The organism is Methylocella sp. CPCC 101449, assembly GCF_031921685.1.
Classification (GTDB): Bacteria; Pseudomonadota; Alphaproteobacteria; order Rhizobiales; family Beijerinckiaceae; genus Terripilifer.
Genome location: NZ_JAPDHU010000003.1, coordinates 250,983 through 271,140, shown reverse-complemented (window position 1 = coordinate 271,140; position 20,158 = coordinate 250,983). Strand labels below are relative to the sequence as shown.

16 protein-coding genes are annotated in these 20,158 nt (G+C 62.9%); 14 read left to right on the top strand and 2 right to left on the bottom strand.

The window, feature by feature from the left end; genetic code table 11:
• Positions 1–3: 3 nt before the first annotated feature.
• The 14 genes from OIM99_RS21440 to OIM99_RS21375 all read left to right on the top strand — a co-directional run bounded on the left by OIM99_RS21440 (position 4) and on the right by OIM99_RS21375 (position 17,269).
• Positions 4–1,140, top strand: coding sequence for a putative peptidoglycan glycosyltransferase FtsW (locus tag OIM99_RS21440; RefSeq protein ID WP_311852518.1), 1,137 nt, complete (start codon positions 4–6; stop codon positions 1,138–1,140).
• A complete protein-coding gene (gene murG / locus OIM99_RS21435) occupies positions 1,140–2,237 on the top strand; it encodes an undecaprenyldiphospho-muramoylpentapeptide beta-N-acetylglucosaminyltransferase (protein WP_311852517.1) in 1,098 nt (365 codons plus the stop codon). The genes OIM99_RS21440 and murG overlap by 1 nt, the downstream gene beginning before the upstream one ends.
• Before the next feature lie 78 nt (positions 2,238–2,315).
• A complete protein-coding gene (gene murC / locus OIM99_RS21430) occupies positions 2,316–3,719 on the top strand; it encodes a UDP-N-acetylmuramate--L-alanine ligase (protein ID WP_311852516.1) in 1,404 nt (467 codons plus the stop codon).
• Complete coding sequence (gene murB, locus OIM99_RS21425; protein WP_311852515.1) at positions 3,716–4,663, top strand: UDP-N-acetylmuramate dehydrogenase; 948 nt, start codon at positions 3,716–3,718, stop codon at positions 4,661–4,663. The genes murC and murB overlap by 4 nt, the downstream gene beginning before the upstream one ends.
• Positions 4,660–5,145: a cupin domain-containing protein gene (locus tag OIM99_RS21420; protein WP_311852514.1), complete on the top strand. Its 486-nt coding sequence runs from the start codon at positions 4,660–4,662 to the stop codon at positions 5,143–5,145. Before murB ends, OIM99_RS21420 begins: the two co-directional genes overlap by 4 nt.
• A 111-nt stretch (positions 5,146–5,256) precedes the next feature.
• A complete protein-coding gene (locus OIM99_RS21415; RefSeq protein ID WP_311852513.1) occupies positions 5,257–6,180 on the top strand; it encodes a D-alanine--D-alanine ligase in 924 nt (307 codons plus the stop codon).
• 104 nt (positions 6,181–6,284) lie between these two features.
• On the top strand, positions 6,285–7,169 hold the full coding sequence (locus tag OIM99_RS21410; RefSeq protein ID WP_311852512.1) for a cell division protein FtsQ/DivIB: 885 nt from the start codon (positions 6,285–6,287) through the stop codon (positions 7,167–7,169).
• On the top strand, positions 7,166–8,482 hold the full coding sequence (ftsA, locus tag OIM99_RS21405) for a cell division protein FtsA (RefSeq protein WP_311852511.1): 1,317 nt from the start codon (positions 7,166–7,168) through the stop codon (positions 8,480–8,482). Before OIM99_RS21410 ends, ftsA begins: the two co-directional genes overlap by 4 nt.
• Before the next feature lie 101 nt (positions 8,483–8,583).
• Complete coding sequence (gene ftsZ, locus OIM99_RS21400) at positions 8,584–10,404, top strand: cell division protein FtsZ (protein ID WP_311852510.1); 1,821 nt, start codon at positions 8,584–8,586, stop codon at positions 10,402–10,404.
• Positions 10,405–10,783: 379 nt separating this feature from the next.
• Complete coding sequence (lpxC, locus tag OIM99_RS21395; RefSeq protein ID WP_311852509.1) at positions 10,784–11,728, top strand: UDP-3-O-acyl-N-acetylglucosamine deacetylase; 945 nt, start codon at positions 10,784–10,786, stop codon at positions 11,726–11,728.
• Positions 11,729–11,890: 162 nt separating this feature from the next.
• Complete coding sequence (locus OIM99_RS21390) at positions 11,891–12,769, top strand: outer membrane protein assembly factor BamD (protein ID WP_311852508.1); 879 nt, start codon at positions 11,891–11,893, stop codon at positions 12,767–12,769.
• A 75-nt stretch (positions 12,770–12,844) separates the two neighbouring features.
• Positions 12,845–14,515 (top strand): DNA repair protein RecN, encoded by a 1,671-nt coding sequence (recN, locus tag OIM99_RS21385; RefSeq protein WP_311852507.1) that lies wholly within the window; start codon positions 12,845–12,847, stop codon positions 14,513–14,515.
• A gap of 61 nt (positions 14,516–14,576) precedes the next feature.
• Positions 14,577–16,688 carry an NAD-dependent DNA ligase LigA gene (gene ligA, locus OIM99_RS21380; RefSeq protein WP_311852506.1) on the top strand — a complete coding sequence of 704 codons (2,112 nt, stop codon included), beginning with the start codon at positions 14,577–14,579 and terminating at the stop codon, positions 16,686–16,688.
• A 32-nt stretch (positions 16,689–16,720) separates the two neighbouring features.
• Entirely contained in the window at positions 16,721–17,269 is a 549-nt protein-coding gene (locus OIM99_RS21375; RefSeq protein ID WP_311852505.1) for a DUF3828 domain-containing protein, read from the top strand.
• 30 nt (positions 17,270–17,299) lie between these two features.
• Here OIM99_RS21375 and OIM99_RS21370 read toward each other — a convergent pair whose 3' ends face one another.
• Positions 17,300–19,111 carry an aminopeptidase P family protein gene (locus tag OIM99_RS21370; protein WP_311852504.1) on the bottom strand — a complete coding sequence of 604 codons (1,812 nt, stop codon included), beginning with the start codon at positions 19,109–19,111 and terminating at the stop codon, positions 17,300–17,302.
• Positions 19,112–19,131: 20 nt separating this feature from the next.
• Positions 19,132–20,100: a 50S ribosomal protein L11 methyltransferase gene (locus OIM99_RS21365; RefSeq protein ID WP_311853149.1), complete on the bottom strand. Its 969-nt coding sequence runs from the start codon at positions 20,098–20,100 to the stop codon at positions 19,132–19,134.
• Positions 20,101–20,158: the final 58 nt, after the last annotated feature.

The window sequence follows — 20,158 nt, the reverse complement described above, 5'->3', positions numbered from 1 at the left end:
GCCATGTCTTCACGCGCCGAACGCACATTCGTCTCGGATTGGTGGTGGACCGTCGATCGTTGGATCCTTTCCGCCATCGCCATCTTGATGGTCTCGGGGATCGTGCTGACCATGGCGGGTTCGCCCGCCGTCGCCGAACGATTGGGGTTGTCGACCTTCCATTTCGTCAACCGGCATCTGGTCTATCTCGTTCCGACCATCGCTTTGATGGTGGCGACCTCCTTCCTGTCACCGCGCATGGTGCGCCGCGCTGCTCTGGTCGTCTTTATCCTCGGCATGGTGCTGATCTTCGCGGGGCTACAGTTCGGCGCCGAGATCAAAGGCGCGCGCCGCTGGATTTTCGGTGTTCAGCCGTCGGAATTCGTCAAGCCGGCCTTCGTCATTCTGGCGGCCTGGGCTTTTGCCGAAGGGGCGCAACGCAAGGAAATGCCAGGTACGTTCCTGGCGCTGCTGTTGCTGCCGGCGACCATCGTGCCGCTGATGCTGCAACCCGACTTTGGCCAGACCATGCTGATCTCGCTGGTGTGGGCTGGTCTCTTCTTCATGGCCGGGCTGCATTGGTTCTGGGTCGCTGGCATTGGCGGCCTTGGCGCTGGCGGTGTGTTCTTCGCCTATAAAACCTTGCCGCACGTGCGGCTGCGTATCGACAAGTTCTTGGATCCGCCGCCGGCGGCTTCGAACGGTGGGCCGAGCGCGACCTTCCAAAGCGATACGGCAGTGGAAAGCATCATCAATGGTGGCTGGTTCGGGCGTGGTCCGGGCGAGGGCACGGTGAAGCGCATTCTGCCGGACTCGCATACGGACTTTATCTTCGCCGTCACCGGCGAAGAGTTCGGTATCATCTTCTGCATCTTCCTCTTGTCGGTGTTCGCCTTCATCGTCTTGCGCGGGCTCATCGTCTCCTCGCGCAACGAAGACGGCTTTTGCCGCTTCGCCACGGCCGGCCTCGTCATGCTGTTTGGCCTGCAAGCCATCATCAATATGGCGGTGAACCTGCATGTCATCCCGCCGAAGGGCATGACCTTGCCGTTCATTTCCTACGGCGGTTCGTCCTTGTTGTCGCTGGCACTGACCATGGGCTTCCTGATCGCGGTGACGCGGCGGCGGCCACGCTCAGAAATTGCGGAGCGTCTGAGCTGATGGCATCGGACAGAGCGATTTTCGTGGCCGCCGGGGGAACCGGCGGCCATCTGTTTCCGGCCGAGGCGCTGAGTGCGGAACTGGCAGCGCGTGGCTATCCGGTTGAGCTTGTCACTGACACGCGGGCGCTGAAGTTTGGCGCGAATTTTCCGGCGCGCGCCATTCATGGCGTGCGCGCGGCGACGCCGACCGGCGGTTCCATTGTCTCGAAGGCTTTGGCTGCGGTGCAACTGGGGCTCGGTGTGCTCGAAGCCCGTTCGTTGATCGGCAAGGCGAAGCCGCTGTGCGTCGTTGGTTTCGGCGGCTATCCCACGGTGCCGCCGGTGCTCGCCGCCAGCATGCTCGGCGTTCCCACCATCCTGCACGAGCAGAATGCGGTGATGGGCCGGGCCAATCGTTTCATGGCCAAGCGGGTGACGCGCATCGCCACCGGCTTTCAGGCGCTGGGCGGTGTTGCGCCGGCGTTGCTGGCCAAGACCGTGCACACGGGCAATCCGGTGCGTCCCGCGGTGATCGCGGCGGCGCAGATTCCTTTTCCGGCCGCCGACGGTTCCTTGCGTCTTCTGATCACCGGCGGGTCGCAGGGCGCGCGAGTGATGTCGGACGTGGTGCCGGCGGCCATCGCTCTGTTGTCCGACGAACAGCGGGCGCGGCTCGTCGTCACGCAGCAGGCGCGCGGCGAGGACGAAGCGCGGGTGCGTGACGCCTATGGCAAATTGCACTTCGCTGCCGAAGTGGCACCGTTTTTCAAGGATCTGCCCGAGCGCATGGCGCGCTCGCATATCATCATCGGCCGTTCGGGCGCCTCCACCGTGTCCGAATTGGCAGTGATCGGCCGGCCCAGCATCCTGGTGCCGTTTCCCTTCGCGCTCGACCAGGACCAGGCGGCGAATGCCGAACATTTGCGGGCGACGGGGGCCGCTCAGGTGGTGCCACAGCCGCAATTCACCCCGGAATGGCTGGCGGATGCCCTGAAGACGGCCCTTGATGACCCGCAGGGGTTGACGCGGCGGGCGCAAGAGGCCAAGAGCGCCGGAATTCCCGACGCAGCCGCGCGTCTCGCCGATCTCGTTTTGGAGACGGTCCGCGCGGGCTAGACTGTTTTCCCTCGATGCGTCTTCATGGGGTTCGGCGATCCCGCCAGCCTACGAAACGCGGTAACACCAGAGTCCTTCATGAAACTGCCTCGCGAACTTGGTCCGATTCATTTCATCGGTATCGGTGGCATTGGCATGTCGGGCATTGCCGAAGTGCTGCTCAACCAGGGCTATGCGGTGCAGGGCTCGGATGCGAGCGAGAATGCCAATGTGCAGCGCCTGCGTGAGCGCGGCGCCAAGGTCTTCGTCGGCCATAACGCCGACAATCTCGGCAAGGCGGAAGTGCTGGTCGTCTCCACGGCGATCCGTCGCGACAATCCGGAACTGGTGGCGGCGCGCGAGAACCGCATTCCGGTGGTGCGGCGCGCCGAAATGCTGGCCGAGCTGATGCGCCTGAAGCGCTCGGTGGCGGTCGCCGGCACCCATGGCAAGACCACGACCACGTCGATCATCGCCACTCTGCTTGATGGCGGCGGTCTCGATCCCACGGTGGTCAATGGCGGCATCATCAATGCCTATGGGACGAACGCACGCCTGGGCACCGGTGAATGGATGGTGGTCGAGGCGGATGAGAGCGACGGCACGTTCCTGAAGCTTCCCGCCGACGTGGCTGTCATCACCAATATCGATGCCGAACATCTCGATCACTTCAAGACGTTCGACGCGGTCAAGGATGCGTTCCGCGCGCTGGTGGAAAACCTGCCGTTCTATGGTTTCGCGGTGATGTGTCTCGATCATCCGACCGTGCAGGAGCTGGTCGGGCGGGTCGAGGATCGGCGCGTCATTACGTATGGCGTCAATCCGCAGGCCGACGTGCGCCTGCTCGATGTTGACCTGTCGGGCGGTTCATCGCGCTTCAACGTTCTGGTGCGCGACCGCAAGACGTCGAAGGCGACCTATCTTGAAAATCTGGTGATGCCGATGCCCGGCCATCACAATGCGCTGAATGCCACGGCCGCCATTGCGGTCGCCTATGAGCTGGGCGTCACGCCGGAGACGATCGCCAAGGCGCTCGGCGCTTTCGGTGGCGTCAAGCGACGGTTCACCAAGACGGGTGAATGGAACGGCGCGCAGATTTTCGACGACTATGGCCACCATCCGGTTGAGATCGCCGCCGTGCTGCGCGCGGCACGAGCCTCGACTAAGAATAAAGTGATCGCGGTGGTGCAGCCACATCGTTACAGCCGCCTGCAATCGCTGTTCAATGAATTCGCGAGCTGTTTCAACGATGCCGATGATGTCATCATCACCGATGTCTATGCGGCCGGCGAAAAGCCGATCGAGGGCGCGGACAAGGCAGGGCTCGTTGCCGCCGTGCGGGCGCATGGCCATCGCAATGCCATGGCGCTCGAATCGCCGGAAAAACTGCCGGAGATGATCGCCGGCCTAGCCGGGCCGGGCGATTATGTGGTGCTGCTTGGCGCCGGCAATATCACCCAATGGGCGGCTTCCTTGCCGGCGGAACTGGCAGCGCGCAAATGACCCTTTTCACTGACATCACGGCGGATATCCGCGCTCGCGTGCCGAATTTGCGCGGCAAACTCGTCGCCAATCATCCGCTGGGGCCGAACACCTGGTTTCGTGTCGGCGGCCCGGCGCAAGTTCTGTTCACGCCGGCTGATGAAGACGATCTCGCGGCGTTTCTGAAAGCCTTGCCGGCGGAAATTCCTGTCACGGTGATCGGTCTCGCTTCCAATCTCATCGTGCGCGATGGCGGCGTCGAGGGCGTGGTGATCAGGCTGACGAGCAAGGCTTTCGGCGAGGTGACGATGCTCGATGGCCATCGGCTGCGCGCCGGTACCGGCGTGCCCGACATGCGTTTGGCCCGCGCGGCGGCGGAAGCGGGGATCGACGGTCTGGCGTTCTATCGCGGCATTCCCGGCTCGATCGGCGGCGCGCTGCGCATGAATGCCGGCGCGCATGGCGGCGAAACCACTGATGTCCTGGTCGAAGCGCGCGGCGTCGATCGCCAAGGCAATATCCGCACCTTCAGCCATGCCGACATGGGCTTTTCCTATCGGCACAGTGAAGCGCCGGAAGATGTGATTTTCACCAGTGCGGTATTTCAAGGCCGTCCCGGCAAGCCGGAAGATATTGCCGTCGAGATGGAGCGCATCACCGCGGCGCGCGAGGCGTCGCAGCCGATCCGCGAAAAGACCGGCGGTTCGACCTTCGCCAATCCAAAGCCGCAAAGTGCATGGAAAGTCATCGACGCGGCGGGCTGCCGTGGATTGACGATGGGCGATGCGCAGGTGAGCGAGATGCATTGCAACTTTCTCATCAACAAGGGCAGCGCGACTGCGGCCGATATCGAGGGCCTCGGTGAAGAGGTGCGGCGGCGCGTGAAAGCCAATTCGGGCGTTGAATTGCGGTGGGAAATTCGCCGGATCGGCGTGCCCGCGGCAGGCGTGGAGAACATCACATGAGCGAGCACCATCATCATTCTCACGACGAACCGCGCTGGAAGCATGATGGCGTGCGCGTCATTCCGGGCAATTCGCTCGATGCGGGCAGCGTGCCCTCGACCACCGGCATGGATCGCAAGGCGGCGATCGATTTCGCCCGCGCTGGCGCGCAGAAGCTTTGGGCCGGCACGGTAACGATCAAGCCCGATGCCAAGACCGGCGCCCATCATCATGGCCATCTGGAAAGCGTCATCTATGTGGTGCGCGGCAAAGCGCGCATGCGCTGGGGCGACAAGCTTGAATTTACCGCCGAGGCCGGCCCGGGCGATTTCATTTTCGTGCCGCCTTATGTGCCGCACCAGGAAATCAACGCCTCGCCCGATGAAGTGCTGGAATGCGTACTGGTGCGCAGCGACGGCCAGGCCGTGGCGATCAATCTCGACATCGAGCCGGTCGAGAAGCCGGAGACGGTGAAGTGGATCGATCCGGTTCACCGCGAATAGGCGGTGACCTGCTCGCCGGGGACTGAAATTTCCATTCCGTTAACCAAGTTGTAGACCCCGGCGTCGCACTCTGGGTGGGCGATTCGCCCGTGACGGGCTCGGAGATTTGGAATGTCGAAGCATGTTGCCGTCCTGATGGGCGGCTGGTCGTCGGAGCGGGAAGTTTCCATGCGCTCCGGTGTGGCCTGTGCTAATGCCTTGGAAGGCATGGGTTATCGGGTGACGCGGGTGGATGTCGACCGCAACGTCGCCAGTCACCTGACCGAGCTGAAGCCGGATGTGGCGTTCAACGCCCTGCATGGGCCGGCGGGCGAGGACGGGTCGATCCAGGGCATCCTCGAGGTCTTGCAGATCCCCTACACCCATTCCGGCGTGCTGGCTTCGGCGGTCGCCATGAATAAACCGATGGCCAAAACGGTGATGGCGGCGGCCGGAGTTCCGGTTCCAACGGGCAAAGTCGTTAACCGTTTCGACGCAGCTCGGTCACATGTGTTAACGCCGCCGTATGTGCTGAAACCGATCGCCGAGGGGTCTTCCTACGGGGTTTTCATCGTCGGACGCGACCACCAGCACCCGCCGCAGGAACTGACCCGTGAGGACTGGCCATACGGCGATGAAATCCTTGCAGAATCATTTGTTGGCGGGCGCGAATTGACCTGCGCCGTGATGGGCGATCAGGCGCTCGGCGTCATCGATATCCGGGCGGCGGACGGCGGCTGGTACGACTACAATGCAAAATATGCAAAAGGTGGGTCGATTCACGTCCTTCCGGCAAAAATTAAAGAAAATATTTACCTAACGATTCAACAGTTGGCGTTAAGGGCTCATAAAGCTCTCGGCTGTCGCGGCGTGAGTCGCAGCGACCTCCGCTACGACGATGGACCCGGGGGGACCGGCGAATTGGTCGTACTGGAGGTCAATACCCAACCGGGTATGACCGAGACCTCTCTTGTGCCCGAGCTTGCGGCTTATGCCGGTTATTCGTTCGGTGAGCTTGTTCAATGGATGGTGGAAGACGCCTCCTGCGGCCGGTAGAGGAGGTTCTGGCTTCGTTGACTCCTGCAGCGCCCTTGGCTGTCGCCACGGCGCCTGCGTCAAAACGAGGTCAGGCCCGCAGCCAAGCCAGGGAGCACGCGCTCGTGCCCGCGCCACGACGGTTGCCCGTCGTCGCGCCACGACGTCGCGTGCGCCGGGGCGATCGGCTGGGTCGGATCGTCGCGTTCGTGACGCGGCGCGGCTTCGGCACCGTGCTGGTTCTGGTGTTCGCGCTCTCCGTCGGTATCTACGGGGCGCTGCGCGGTGGCGCCTATGATCGCTTCGTGGCCGAGAACGGCAGCCTGCAGGATGCGGTGGCGAGCGCGTTCGGCTTTGGCGTTCATGCCATCACCATCAGCGGCCAGCGCGAATTGACTGCGGCAGAAATTCTGGCGGCCAGCGGCATCAGCGAGCGCAATTCGGTTCTGTTCCTCAATGCTGGACAGGTACGCGACAGTTTGAAGCTCGTGCCGTTGATCGATGATGCAAGCGTGCGCAAGCTTTATCCGGATCGCTTGCTGCTCGACATCAAGGAGCGCGGGGCTTCGGCGCTGTGGCAGAAGGACGGTGAGGTTGCAGTGATCGCCGCTGACGGCACGGCCATCGATGCGGTCAAGGATGACCGCTTCGCGCATTTGCCTTTCGTCGTTGGCGACGGGGCCAACAAGCGCGTCAATGAATATCAGAAGATCGTCGAAGCCGCTGGCGACATGCGTTCGAAGATTCGTGCCGGCGTTTTGATTTCGCAACGGCGCTGGAACTTGAAGCTGACATCTGGCATTGACGTGAAATTGCCGGAAGAAGCGCCGGAAGTGGCCATGGCCCGTCTTGCTAATTTTGCTCATGACTATCGATTGCTCGACAAGGATATCATCATCATCGACATGCGTGTACCCGGCAAAGTGGTGTTGCGACTGTCGGAAGAGGCTGCTGCTCAGCGCGCTGAAGCGCTCGCCAAAACCAGCAAGAACAAGCGGGGGCCGGCATGAGCGGATATAGCGTCGCGCCACGCATCAAACCGTTGTCGGCGCGCAAGAGCGCCATTTTGTGCGTTCTCGACGTCGGTACGTCGAAGGTCGCTTGTCTGATCGCGCGGCTCGTGCCGATCGAAGCCTCGGACGTGCTGCGTGGGCGCACCCATCGTTGCCGTATTCTGGGCATCGGCCATCAGCGTTCGCGCGGCATGAAGGGCGGCGCGGTCGTCGATATGGACGAGGCCGAACAGGCGATCCGCCATGCGGTGGACGCGGCCGAACGCATGGCCGGCGTGCAAGCCGAAAGCGTCATCGTCAACATCACCGGCGGCCGGCTGACCTCGCATCGCTATAGCGCCTCGATTCCGATCGGTGGCGTCAGTGTCGGCGAATATGAGATTCATCGGGTGCTGGAAGCTGCCGCTTCGCGCACCGCCGTCGAAGGCCGCATGGTGCTGCACTCGCTGCCGACCAGTTTCGCCGTCGACGATACCTCGCAGATCAGCGATCCCAAGGACATGATCGGCGAGGAATTGAGCGCCGGCATGCATGTGGTCAGCTCCGACATCGCGGCTGCGCGCAATCTGATGCTGGCCGTCGAGCGTTGCCATCTTGACGTCGAAGCCATGGTCGCCACGCCTTACGCGGCGGGCCTTGCGGCGCTGGTAGATGACGAAGCCGATCTCGGCACGACGGTCATTGATCTTGGCGGCGGCACCACGTCGATGGCGGTTTTCGCTGGTGGCCGGATGGTGCATATCGATGCCATCGCCGTCGGCGGCAATCACATCACCATGGACATTGCCCGTGGCCTGACCATGCGGCTTGCCGACAGCGAACGTCTCAAGACCTATTATGGTTCGTGCATTCCCTCGCCGTCGGATGAACGCGAAGTCATCGCCGTCACCCATGTCGGCGAAGATGCCGATCATCCGACCCATATGCCGAAGTCGCAATTGGTGCGGATCATCAAGCCGCGCGTCGAAGAGATTTTGGAATTGGTGCGTGATCGTCTGGCGGCAGCGGGATTTGCTGCGCAGGCGGGTCATGGCGTCGTGCTGACGGGCGGTGCCAGTCAGCTCACAGGTTTGCCGGAACTGGCTCGGCGCTTGATGCCCGGTCAGATCAGGCTCGGTCGCCCGTTGGGTGTGCAGGGACTTCCGGCATCCGCCGACAATCCGGCCTTCTCGGCCGCTGTCGGCATGCTCGTCTATCCGCAGGTTTCGGGCATCGAACATTTCGAACCGCGTGCCCGCGGTCTGATGCAGATGACGGGAACGGACGGCTATATCGGCAATGTGGTGAATTGGTTGCGGAAGAATTTTTGAACGCAATTTCTGAATGTCTTGGAGGCGGGGCGGCAGCCGCTTCTTGGAAAGCAGATCAGGTGAAACCCGGGCGCGCGTCGTCCAACTAAAGTGAGGCCAATATGTCTATCAATCTCAAGGCGCCCGAACTGAGGGAATTGAAGCCCCGCATCATGGTGTGCGGTGTCGGCGGTGCTGGCGGCAACGCCGTCAACAACATGATCACGTCGGGTCTGTGCGGCGTCGACTTCATCGTCGCCAATACGGATGCGCAGGCGCTGACCGCCTCGCGCGCCGAACGCATCATCCAGATGGGCCTGCAGGTGACGGAAGGCCTCGGCGCCGGTTCGCATCCGGAAGTCGGTCGTGCGGCGGCGGAAGAAGCGATCGATGAGATCCGCGATCATCTGGCGGGCGCGCATATGGTGTTCGTTACCGGCGGCATGGGCGGCGGCACCGGCACCGGCGCAGCACCTGTGATCGCGCGCTGCGCCCGTGAGATGGGCATTCTCACTGTTGGCGTCGTCACCAAGCCGTTCCAGTTCGAAGGTCAGCGCCGCATGCGCACGGCCGACAACGGCATCACCGAATTGCAGAAGTCGGTCGATACGCTGATCGTCATTCCGAACCAGAATCTGTTCCGCGTCGCCAACGAGCGCACCACCTTCGCCGATGCTTTCGCCATGGCCGATCAGGTGCTCTATTCGGGCGTCGCCTGCATCACCGACCTGATGGTGAAGGAAGGCCTCATCAATCTCGACTTCGCCGACGTGCGCGCCGTTATGCGCGACATGGGCAAGGCGATGATGGGCACGGGCGAATCGTCCGGCGAGAAGCGCGCCATCCAGGCGGCGGAAGCTGCGATCTCCAACCCGCTGCTCGATGAGACCTCGATGCGCGGCGCGCGCGGCCTGTTGATTTCGATCACCGGCGGCAACGATCTGACGCTCTATGAAGTCGACGAAGCGGCGAGCCGTATCCGTCAGGAAGTCGACGAAGACGCCAACATCATCCTCGGCGCCACGTTCGATGAATCTCTCGACGGCATCGTGCGCGTCTCCGTTGTGGCGACGGGTATCGATCAGCCGGCCGGCGCGCGGGAAATCAACCCGGGCGAGCAGCGCGTGGCGGAAGTCGCCCAAAAGCTGCGCCAGCAGGCGGCGGCCCGTCAGGAAGCCGTGGCCCATCAGGCACCGATCGAAATCGTGACCGCGCCGGCCCCGCAGGCGGTGCAGGCTCCGGCTCCGGTCGCCGCGCAGCAGGCCGCGCCGGTCCAGACCATGCCGCAGGAAGCCGCGCTCGAAGCGCTGCGTCAGCGCGCGGCGGCGGTTCTGCGCGAGCGCGACGAGATGCTGGCGGCGGTTCAGCCGATGCCGCAGCCGGTCGCGCCCCAGCCGGTTCATCACCAGCAGGCCTTGCACCAGCAGGTTGTGCACCAGCCGGCGCCCCAGGCGCACTATCAGCCGCAGCCGCAAGCCTATGCGGCGCCGGACGTTGCCGAAGAGGCTTTCGTTCCCCCGGTCGCCATTCGTCCGGCGCGTATGCCGCGGGTCGAGGAGCTGCCGCAGCCGGTCCAGGATCAGATCCGGGCCCAGCGCGAAGGCCAGCCGAATCAGTTCGAAAGCCGCCGCCGCGGTCTGCTCGAGCGAATCGCTGCTTTCGGCCTCAACCGGAACGAAGAGCCTCCCGCGCCGCAGCAATTGCACGCCCAGCCGCAAGTGCATGCCCAGCAGGCCCGTCCGGCGGCCGTCGCCCCGGTCGCGATTGCTCCGGCGGCCCAGCGCCAGCCCTCGCAAGTACATGCTGAATACGCAAAACGGCCGCAGGCGGTGCGTGCGCCGCAGGCTCAACTCGACCTGCACGGTCGGGTTACGCCACAGGCCCGGCTGAACGATGACGATCAGTTCGAAATTCCGGCGTTTCTGCGTCGCCAGGCGAACTGATCGGCTCTGATCGCGCGGTTTAAAAAGAGAGCCCGGCACGGATTCGTGCCGGGCTCTTAATTATTTGAAAACTAAAGTGAATTTTCTGGCAATATTTCCTCAATAAGATCGGTTTATTTGTAACAGAGCGTTAGAAAGCGTGATTTTGATATGGCGTTTGGGACGCGTATTTTGACGATCGAAGTTGGGCGAGGGTTTGTCTTTGCGCTCGCCTAGCTTGAGGTCGCCGGCATGGTGGCGTCGGACGCGGAGTATCGCGAAGAGGTTCGTGCCGTAAGTTCGACGGTCTTGGCTGTATCTGATGCGTAAGGTCAGGGCAGCGGCGGTCTGATCGAAATTGTGGCCATGAGTGCAGGCCATCAGGGGTTATCGGGATTTAATGCTCTACTCTCGTCAGACGACTTTGCGCGACAGCGCCGTATTTTGCGGTGCGGGCGTCCATTCCAATGCGCCCGTGCGCATGGTTCTTCACCCGTCTGACGCGGACACGGGTATCGTTTTCCTGCGCCGGTGCGAGAACGGCACCGAAAAGTTCATCCCGGCGCTGTGGTCCAATGTCAGCAAGACCGAGTTGTGCACCGTCGTTGGCCAGGGGCCGGACGGCAGCGTTTCCACGGTCGAGCACCTTTTGTCCGCCCTGGCTGGCCTGGGCGTCGACAATGTGCTGGTCGAGATCGATGGGCCGGAAGTGCCGATCATGGATGGTTCCGCCGCCGCCTTCGTCGAGGGGATCGACCGGGTTGGCGTCGTCGAGCTGGCGGCGCCGCGCTCTTATATTCGCGTTTTGAAGCCGGTTCGGGTCGAACATGGCCTGATGTTCTCAGAATTGCGTCCGGCCGCTCAGGGCTTCCGCCTGGAAGTCGAGATCGATTTCACCCAGGCGGTGATCGGCCGCCAGAAAGCGGTCGTCGACCTCGATGCCGGCACGTTCCGCAGCGATATCGCGCGTGCCCGTACCTTCGGCTTCCTGCGCGACGTGGAACGGCTGTGGAATGCCGGCCTGGCGCTCGGTTCGTCTCTGGAAAACTCCGTCGCCATTGGCAACGACGATCGTATTCTCAACCCCGAAGGTCTTCGTTTCGCTGACGAATTCGTCCGTCACAAGACGCTCGACGCGGTTGGCGATCTGGCTCTGGCCGGCCGTCCCATCATCGGTGCCTACCGCTCCTACCGCGGCGGTCACAAGATGAATGTCGCGGTGCTCGAAGCCCTGTTCGCCGATTCAACCGCTTATGAGATCGTCGATGCGCCGCGTCCGCGCCGCGCCGGGGCGGTCGAGACCGTTCTGGCCGCTGCGCCGGCTTTTGCCGCCGATCATTCCTGAAAACGGGATAACCAGCGGTTCAGGCTGACTTTGGCCATATTTACCTTGTCCATATGACATTGGTGGGACTGTGGCTTTCGGGCTGGTCTTAAGGTAAAAGCAGCGTGAATTTTCCGGCGTGGCGCCTGGCAGGGGCCACCGCATGAGGGGCGAGTTTTGACGATGATGCGTGTCGAACAGTTTTTTTCCGCTTCCCTCGGCGCACGGGTCGTGGCGCTCGGGCTTTTGGCATTGCCGGCGGCGGGCTGTTCGGGCGGCATGGATTCGCTGAGCGCGCTCAACCCCTTCGGCGGCGAGAAGTACGAGACCAAGATTCTGCCGGACGAACCGGCCGATGGGATTTACGACCAGGGCTTGGCTCGCCTGCAAAAGAAAGACTACGACGGCGCGTCCAAGAAATTCGCCGATCTCGAAAAGCAGTTCCCGTTCTCGCAGTGGTCCCGCAAGGGCCTCATCATGATCGCCTATTCGAACTACGAAGGCGGCAAATATGACGAGGCGGTCGCGGCGGCGCGCCGTTATGTCGGCCTCTATCCGTCGACGCCGGAAACGCCCTATGCCTACTATCTCGCTGGCATGTCGATGTATAACCAGATCCCGGACATCACCCGCGATCAGGAACGCGCCGAAGAGGCGGTGAAGATTTTCCAGCAGCTCATCGAGAAATTCCCCAAGTCGGAATATGCCGAAGAGGCGAAATTCAAGATTTCCGTGGCGCGCGATCAGCTCGCCGGCAAGGAAATGTCGGTCGGCCGCTTCTATCTCGGCCGCAAGAATTACACGGCGGCGGTCAATCGCTTCCGCGAGGTTCTGGCCAAGTACCAGACCACCCGCCATGCCGAAGAGGCGCTCTATCGTCTGACCGAGGCCTATCTGGCGCTTGGCATCACCAACGAAGCGCAGACGGCCGCGGCGGTCCTCGGGCACAATTTCCCCGATGGCCAGTGGTATAAGGATGCCTATGCTCTGCTCGAAGGCGGCGGTTTGAGGCCGAACGAGAGCCAGGCCTCCTGGATTTCTCGGCTCTTCCGGCGCGCCTGACACGTTCCCCACAAGAGTGGGGAAAACCCAGTCCAATTTGACAGCGGAATCAGCTAAGCAAGGGATGTTGAGCCCATGCTGATTCAGCTTTCCATCCGCGATATCGTCCTCATCGACAAACTCGACCTCGCGCCCGGCGCGGGGCTGACGGTGCTGACCGGTGAGACCGGCGCCGGCAAATCGATTCTGCTGGATGCTTTCGCGCTGGCACTGGGCGGACGCGGCGATGGCTCGCTTGTGCGCCAAGGCCAGCCGCAGGGTCAGGTGACCGCGTCGTTCGATCTTGCCGCCGATCATCCGGCGATCCAGCTTGCCCGCTCCCATGACATCGAAGCCGATGGCGAATTGATCATGCGCCGCGTGCAATTGGCCGACGGGCGCACGCGGGCTTTCGTCAACGATCAGGCGGTGAGCGCGCAGACGGCGCGGGCCATAGGCGCCTGCCTCGTCGAGATCCACGGCCAGCATGATGATCGCGCGCTGGTCGATCCGGCGATGCATCGGGCTTTGATCGATGCCTACGGCGGCCTCGACAAAAAGGCGGCCGAAGTGCGCGCCGCCCATGCGCGCGTGCGTAGCGCGCAGAGCGAACTCGCCAGCGAGCAGGCGCGCATCGAAGCGGCCCGCAAGGAAGCCGATTTCCTGCGCCATGCCCATGCGGAACTGACGAAGCTGGCGCCGATCGCGAATGAAGAACAAGAACTGGCAGCGCATCGCACGACGATGATGCAAGGCGAGAAGGTTACGACCGAACTGCGCGAAGCACATAATGCGCTGCGCGGCGACGATTCTCCGGGGTCGATTCTCTCCTCCGCCCTGCGGCGGCTAGAACGGCGTGCGCCGCAAGCCCCCGCGTTGATCGAACCGTCGCTCAAGGCGCTCGATGCGGCGTTGAACGCAGTTGAAACGGCGGCGCAGAGTGTCGAATCAGCGCTGCAATCCTGTGACTTCGATCCGCGCGAATTGGAGCGCGCCGAGGAGCGCTTGTTCGCGCTGCGCGCGGCCGCGCGCAAATATGCGACGCCCGTCGATGATCTCGCGGCACTGGCAGCCCGTTACGCAGCTGACCTGGCGGCGCTCGATGCGGGCGAGGCGCATCTCGTCAAACTCGATAAGGCTTTGGCCGAAGCGCGCACGTCTTTCGATACGGCGGCCGCTGCGCTTTCAGCCTCCCGCCGTAAGGCTGCGGCGCAGCTCGACAAGGTGGTGAATGCCGAACTGCCGCCCTTGAAGCTGGAACAGGCGCGCTTCACTACCTCGATCGAGAGCGATCCCACCAGTCCCACCGCCGATGGCATCGACCGGGTGGAATTCTGGGTGCAGACCAATCCGGGCACGCGGCCGGGCCCGCTGCTCAAAGTGGCGTCAGGTGGCGAACTGGCGCGCTTCATGTTGGCGCTGAAAGTGGTGCTGGCCGACCGTGGTTCGGCGCCGACCCTGGTCTTCGACGAAATCGACACCGGCGTCGGTGGCGCGGTGGCCGATGCCATCGGCCACCGTTTGGCGCGGCTCGCGGCCAAAGTGCAGGTATTGGCCGTCACCCATGCGCCGCAGGTGGCGGCGCGGGCCGGGGGCCATATGCGCATCGCCAAAGCGGCCGCCGACAAGGGCAAGCGGGTGGCGACGCGGGTCGAGGCGCTCGATGCGGCCGACCGGCGGGAAGAAATTGCCCGCATGCTGGCCGGTGCCACCATCACCGAAGAGGCCCGCGCGGCGGCCCGGCGGCTGATCGAAAGCGCCAAATAGAAGTGGCTTACAACGCTGGTCCTGGCTTTTACGAGACCCGCGTCCGCGCTAATTTGATGGCATGAAGAAGCCTGTTTCCATCGACGACCTGTCCGCTTCCGAGGCCAAGCGCAAACATGCGCGGCTCGCCCGGGAGATTGCCCAGCACGACATCGCCTATCATCAGAACGATGCGCCGACGATTTCGGACGCGGACTATGACGCGTTGCGTCGCGATCTCGAAAAGCTCGAAGCACGCTTTCCCGAGCTTCACGAGACTGCGGAAGTTTCCAAGAGCGTCGGCGCAGCACCGTCGGAAAAATTCGCCAAGGTGCGCCATGTGGTGCCGATGCTCTCTCTCGGCAATCTTTTTGAGGATGGCGAAGCAGCCGAGTTTATCGCGCGCGTGCGCCGTTTTCTTGGTCTCGCCGCCGATGTACCGCTGCCTTTCACCGCTGAACCTAAGATCGACGGTCTGTCCTGCTCGCTGCGTTATGAACACGGCAAGCTCGTGCAGGCGGCGACGCGCGGCGATGGTTACGAGGGCGAGGATGTCACCGCCAATGTGCGCACCATCGCTGAAATCCCGCATGTGCTGAAAGGGCATCCGCCCGAGATTCTGGAAGTGCGCGGCGAGGTCTATATGCGCCACGCCGATTTCACGGCGATGAATGCGCGCCAGGCGGAAGCGGGCGAGAAGACCTTCGCCAACCCGCGCAATGCGGCCGCCGGCTCATTGCGGCAGCTCGATTCCTCCATCACCGCGAAACGGCCGTTGCATTTCTTCGCCTATGCCTGGGGCGAGGTGAGTGCTTTGCCGGGCAAGACGCAGATGGAGATGGTGGCCGCCTTCAAGCGTTATGGCCTGCCGACCAATGAGCTGACGACGCTCTGCGAAAATGCCGACGATCTTTTGGCTTTTTATCGCAAGATCGAGGGGCTGCGCGCTTCGCTCGGCTATGACATCGACGGTGTCGTCTACAAGGTCAACGATCTGGCCTTGCGCGAGCGCCTCGGCTTCGTGTCACGTTCGCCGCGCTGGGCGGTGGCGCACAAGTTCGCAGCCGAGAAGGCGACGACCATTCTGCGCGATATCGAAATCCAGGTCGGCCGCACCGGCGCGCTGACGCCGGTCGCCAAACTGGAGCCGGTCACGGTTGGTGGCGTCGTTGTTTCCAACGCGACTTTGCACAACGAGGATGAGATCGAGCGCAAGGGCGTGCGTATCGGCGACACGGTGATCGTGCAGCGGGCGGGCGATGTCATCCCGCAGATTATTGGGCCCGTTTTGGAGAAGCGTCCGGCCGGCACCAAGCCTTATGAATTCCCGCAGGTCTGTCCGCGCTGCGGCTCGGCCGCGGTGCGCGAGATCGACGAGAAGGGCGTGGCCGACGTGGTGCGCCGCTGTACCGGCGTGCTCATCTGTCCGGCGCAGGCCGTGGAGCGGCTGAAACATTTCGCTTCGCGCAACGCGCTCGATATCGAAGGCCTGGGCGACAAGCAGATCGAGTTCTTCTTCGAGAAGGGGCTTGTGCGCACGGCCGCCGATATTTTCACGCTCGAAGCGCGCGACGGTGCCAAAGGCAATCTGACGTCGATCCGCAATTTCGAAGGGTTCGGCGAAACCTCGGTGCGCAATCTCTTCGCCGCCATCGCGGCGCGGCGCAGCGTGGCGATCAATCGCTTCATCTTCGCGCTCGGCATTCGCCATATCGGCGAGACCAATGCGCGTCGCCTGGCGCGACATTTCCATACGATGGAGGCGTTGCAGACCACGGCCAAAGCCGCTGCGGCCGGCGATGCGGAGGCGCGGGCCGAGATCGAGAATATCGATGGCATCGGTGGCGTGGTCGCCGAAGCGCTCGTCGATTTCTTTGGCGAGGAGCACAATCTAAAAGTGCTTGACGCCTTGCTTGAACATGTGACGCCCGAGCCGATGGAGGCCGTCGTTCAAGACAGCCCCGTCGCCGGCAAGATCGTCGTGTTTACCGGTGCGCTGGAGCGCATGACGCGCGAAGAGGCGAAAGCCATGGCCGAGCGGCTAGGGGCCAAGGTCGCAGGATCGGTGTCGAAGAAGACCGGGCTCGTCGTCGCGGGTCCAGGGGCCGGCTCGAAGCTTGCCAAGGCCAGCGAGTTCGGCGTCGAAGTGATCACGGAAGACGATTGGTTCAAGCTGATCGGGCAGGATACATGAGTTTTTGACTAGGGACGGAAGGGGGGAGCGTCATGATCACAATGGATCGTCGCCGGGCTTGTTGGGTTCTCGCTGCGCTTCTCCCTGCCGGGATGGCAGCGGCGCAAACTGCGGAAACGCCGGTGCAGGTGGTGACGGCGATCTACAAGGCCTCGGCCGGCAAGAACGGCAAATATGAAGGCCCGACCGCGGTCCAGGACAAGCGCATGCGTGGCCGCTATTTCTCGGCCAAACTCGCGTCCCTGTTCGATCGTGCCCAGAAAGAGGAACGGCGCACGGGCGATGTCATCATCGATTTCGATCCGATCACCAATTCACAAGATCCCAGCGTCATCGGTCTGTCGATCACCAGCGAGAAAGAAGACGATAAGAGCGCCGTCGTCGCGGCGAAATTCCGCACGACATTGCAAGGTCGGGATTCGATGACCGTGCGCTATGATCTCATCCGCGAGAAAGGCGGGTGGCGGATCGATGATATCAGAGGCACGGTGGACAAGGATTCCTGGTCGTTCCGCCAGATTTTGACTCAGGGCATCGCCGAGACGGCCAAGCAGCCGGCGCAGCCGAAAGGCCGGACCTGATCGGTTTGGGTTTGGCGATCCCGCCAACCCCTATAGCGGCTTGGTGGCCTTGATCAGCCATTTGCGTGTGGCCGGGCTCACCAAGGGTGAGAGGGCTTTGCGCACGCGCTGATGATAGGCGTTGAGCCAACGCACTTCGTCGCTGGACATCAGGCTTTTGTCGATCGGGCGCGTATCGATGGGCACGAGCGTCAATGTCTCGAAGCCATACATCTCGCGTTCGGCGCCGGGGATTTTGCGTTCTTCGACCAGCACCAGATTTTCGATGCGGATGCCGAAGGCGCCGGTGCGATAATAGCCGGGCTCGTTGGAGAGGATCATGCCCGGTTCGAGCGGGCAGGAGCCGCGCTTGGAAATGTTCTGCGGGCCTTCATGCACGGAAAGAAACGAGCCGACACCGTGGCCGGTGCCGTGATCGTAATCGAGGCCGGCCTGCCAGAGCGCTTGACGGGCGAAAGCATCGATCTGCGCGCCGCTTGTGCCCTTGGGAAAGGTGGCGGTGGCAATGGCGATATGGCCTTTCAGCACGCGCGTATAACAGGCGCGCATCTCCTTGGTCGGCGTGCCCACCGAGATCGTGCGGGTGATGTCGGTGGTGCCGTCCTCATATTGCGCGCCGGAATCGAGGAGAAACAGACCGCGACCGATGCGGCGGTTGGTCTTTTCCGTCACGCGATAGTGGACGATGGCGCCATTGGGGCCGGCGCCGGAAATGGTCGGGAAGGAGACGTCCTTCAATTGTCCGGTCTGGCGGCGGAAGGTTTCGAGAGCCTCCACTGCATCGATTTCGCTGAGGCGCCCTTTGGGTGCGGCTTCGTCAAACCAGGCCAGGAAACTTGCCACTGCCGCGCCATCGCGCAAATGCGCGGCGCGTGTGCCGGCAATTTCCGCGTTGGATTTAAGAGCCTTCATCAGCGTGATCGGATCTTCGCCGACCACGGCCCGGCCACCGGCCGATTTCAAGGCATTGATCAAAGCGGCGGGCGCACTGCCAGCATCGAAGCGCACGCTGGCGCCATCGCGGCCAAAGCGCGACAAGCTCTGCCGCAATTGCGCGGGATTTTCGATGACCGCCAGTTTGGCGAGGCTGTCCCTCGTCTTGGGATCGAGCTTGCGCTCGTCGACGAAAAGATGGCTGCCGTCCTTGCTGATGATGGCGCGGCTCAAGGGCAAAGGCGTGTGGCCGACATCGCTGCCGCGAATGTTGAAGGCCCAGGCGACATTGTGCGGATTGGTGACGACCAGGGCTTCGCCCTTGTCGAGCGCGGCGACGATGCGATTGAGTTTCTGCTTGGCGTCGGTGCCGGTGAATTTTTTCGGATGCAGGCGAATGGCGCCGAGCGGTTCCGGCGGGCGATCGTACCAGACCGTATCGAGCGGATTGTCGTCGACGGCGACGAGTTCGGCGCCGGCCTGGCGCAAAGCCCGCTCATAGGCTTCATAGGTCTGCGACGTGGTGAGCCAAGGATCGCAGCCGATCTTCATGCCCTTGTCGACATTCTTTACGAGCCACTGAGCGGGCGTGATGTCGGCGATGGGTTGCGGCGCGAACAGGCGCGTATCGACCTGGTCTTTCACCTGCAGCGTATAGCGGCCGTCGACGAAAATCGCGGCGCGATCCTTCAGGACGATGGCGAGGCCGGCCGAGCCGGTAAAGCCGGTGAGCCAGGCGAGCCGTTCGGCGGAGGCTGGCACATATTCGTTCTGATAGTCGTCGGTGCGCGGCACGATGAAACCGTCGAGACCACGTTTTGCCAGTTCGGTGCGCAGAGCCGCGAGCCTCGGTTTTCCCTGCGTCGGATCGGCGCTCTCGGTGAAGGTCTGATAGAGGCTTTCAAACATGATGCGCTTCGCCAGATTTGTTATGGGGGCCAATGAGCCTTGCGGACGAACGGGCGCTTCGTCGGCTTGGGGCCGCCAACGCGCATGAGCAGAGTGGCCCAGCCTTCGAGATCGATACGGCGCACCAGAGCAAAGCCTTGCGCACCATAAGAGGAGAGAACGCCGGGTACGTCGCGGCTGAGAAGGCCGGACAGGATGATTTCGGCATCGTCGGTGGCGACGGCGGCGATGTCGGGCGCCATCTGTCGCAGCGGCCGCGCCAGGATGTTGGCGAAGATCAGATCATAGGGGCCGGACATGCGCAGCGACGGATGCAGGACGCCGCGCGCCGTGAACGCCTCGACCCAGGGGCGGGCACCGTTGAGAACGGCATTGGCCTTGGTGGCTTCCACGGCGATCGGATCGATATCGCCGGCCATGATCGGCTGGCGCAAGGCGCGCGCGGCGGCCAGTGCGAGCACGCCGGTGCCGGTGCCGACGTCGAGAATGTCCTTCGGGCGGCGGCGCTTCAACACCCAGTCGAGCATCAGCAGGCAGCCGCGCGTCGTACCGTGATGGCCGGTGCCGAAGGCCAGCGCCGCTTCGATTTCCAAGGCGATGTCATTAGGGGCGGCTTTGCCGCGATCATGCGAGCCGTGAACCAGGAAACGGCCGGCGCGCACGGGCGCCAGGCCTTCGAGCGAAGCGGCGATCCAGTCACGCTGCTCGATGAGCGAAAAGACGACGGCTTTCGCCGCGTCCGCGCCGGCGACAGTTTCGACCAGCGAGCGCACATAATCCTCGTCCGGCGGATCGCCGAAATAGGCTTCGACGATCCAGTCGCCGCTCTTCCACTCCTTCGTGTTCTCTTCCAATTCGAAGGCCGATGCGGCGGCATCCGCCGGATCGAACATTTCGACGATCAGATCGGCGATGGCGCGGGCCTGCGTCTCGTCACAGACAAGTCGCATACGGTGGGCAGCATTATTGGGAGGTAGTCCTTCGAGCATAGCGCTGTGTAGCACAGGGAATTTGCTCAGGGAACGTGCTCCACCCAGGGATACCCCG

Excerpts from the sequence above, each read along its gene's own strand:
- OIM99_RS21375 (WP_311852505.1), top strand. The coding sequence starts at position 16,721 with ATGATCACAATGGATCGTCGCCGGGCTTGTTGGGTTCTCGCTGCGCTT.
- OIM99_RS21440 (WP_311852518.1), top strand. The coding sequence starts at position 4 with ATGTCTTCACGCGCCGAACGCACATTCGTCTCGGATTGGTGGTGGACC.
- OIM99_RS21370 (WP_311852504.1), bottom strand. The coding sequence starts at position 19,111 with ATGTTTGAAAGCCTCTATCAGACCTTCACCGAGAGCGCCGATCCGACG.
- ftsZ (WP_311852510.1), top strand. The coding sequence starts at position 8,584 with ATGTCTATCAATCTCAAGGCGCCCGAACTGAGGGAATTGAAGCCCCGC.
- OIM99_RS21415 (WP_311852513.1), top strand. The coding sequence starts at position 5,257 with ATGTCGAAGCATGTTGCCGTCCTGATGGGCGGCTGGTCGTCGGAGCGG.
- ftsA (WP_311852511.1), top strand. The coding sequence starts at position 7,166 with ATGAGCGGATATAGCGTCGCGCCACGCATCAAACCGTTGTCGGCGCGC.
- OIM99_RS21365 (WP_311853149.1), bottom strand. The coding sequence starts at position 20,100 with ATGCTCGAAGGACTACCTCCCAATAATGCTGCCCACCGTATGCGACTT.
- murB (WP_311852515.1), top strand. The coding sequence starts at position 3,716 with ATGACCCTTTTCACTGACATCACGGCGGATATCCGCGCTCGCGTGCCG.
- murG (WP_311852517.1), top strand. The coding sequence starts at position 1,140 with ATGGCATCGGACAGAGCGATTTTCGTGGCCGCCGGGGGAACCGGCGGC.
- recN (WP_311852507.1), top strand. The coding sequence starts at position 12,845 with ATGCTGATTCAGCTTTCCATCCGCGATATCGTCCTCATCGACAAACTC.
- OIM99_RS21390 (WP_311852508.1), top strand. The coding sequence starts at position 11,891 with ATGATGCGTGTCGAACAGTTTTTTTCCGCTTCCCTCGGCGCACGGGTC.
- ligA (WP_311852506.1), top strand. The coding sequence starts at position 14,577 with ATGAAGAAGCCTGTTTCCATCGACGACCTGTCCGCTTCCGAGGCCAAG.
- murC (WP_311852516.1), top strand. The coding sequence starts at position 2,316 with ATGAAACTGCCTCGCGAACTTGGTCCGATTCATTTCATCGGTATCGGT.
- OIM99_RS21420 (WP_311852514.1), top strand. The coding sequence starts at position 4,660 with ATGAGCGAGCACCATCATCATTCTCACGACGAACCGCGCTGGAAGCAT.
- lpxC (WP_311852509.1), top strand. The coding sequence starts at position 10,784 with ATGCTCTACTCTCGTCAGACGACTTTGCGCGACAGCGCCGTATTTTGC.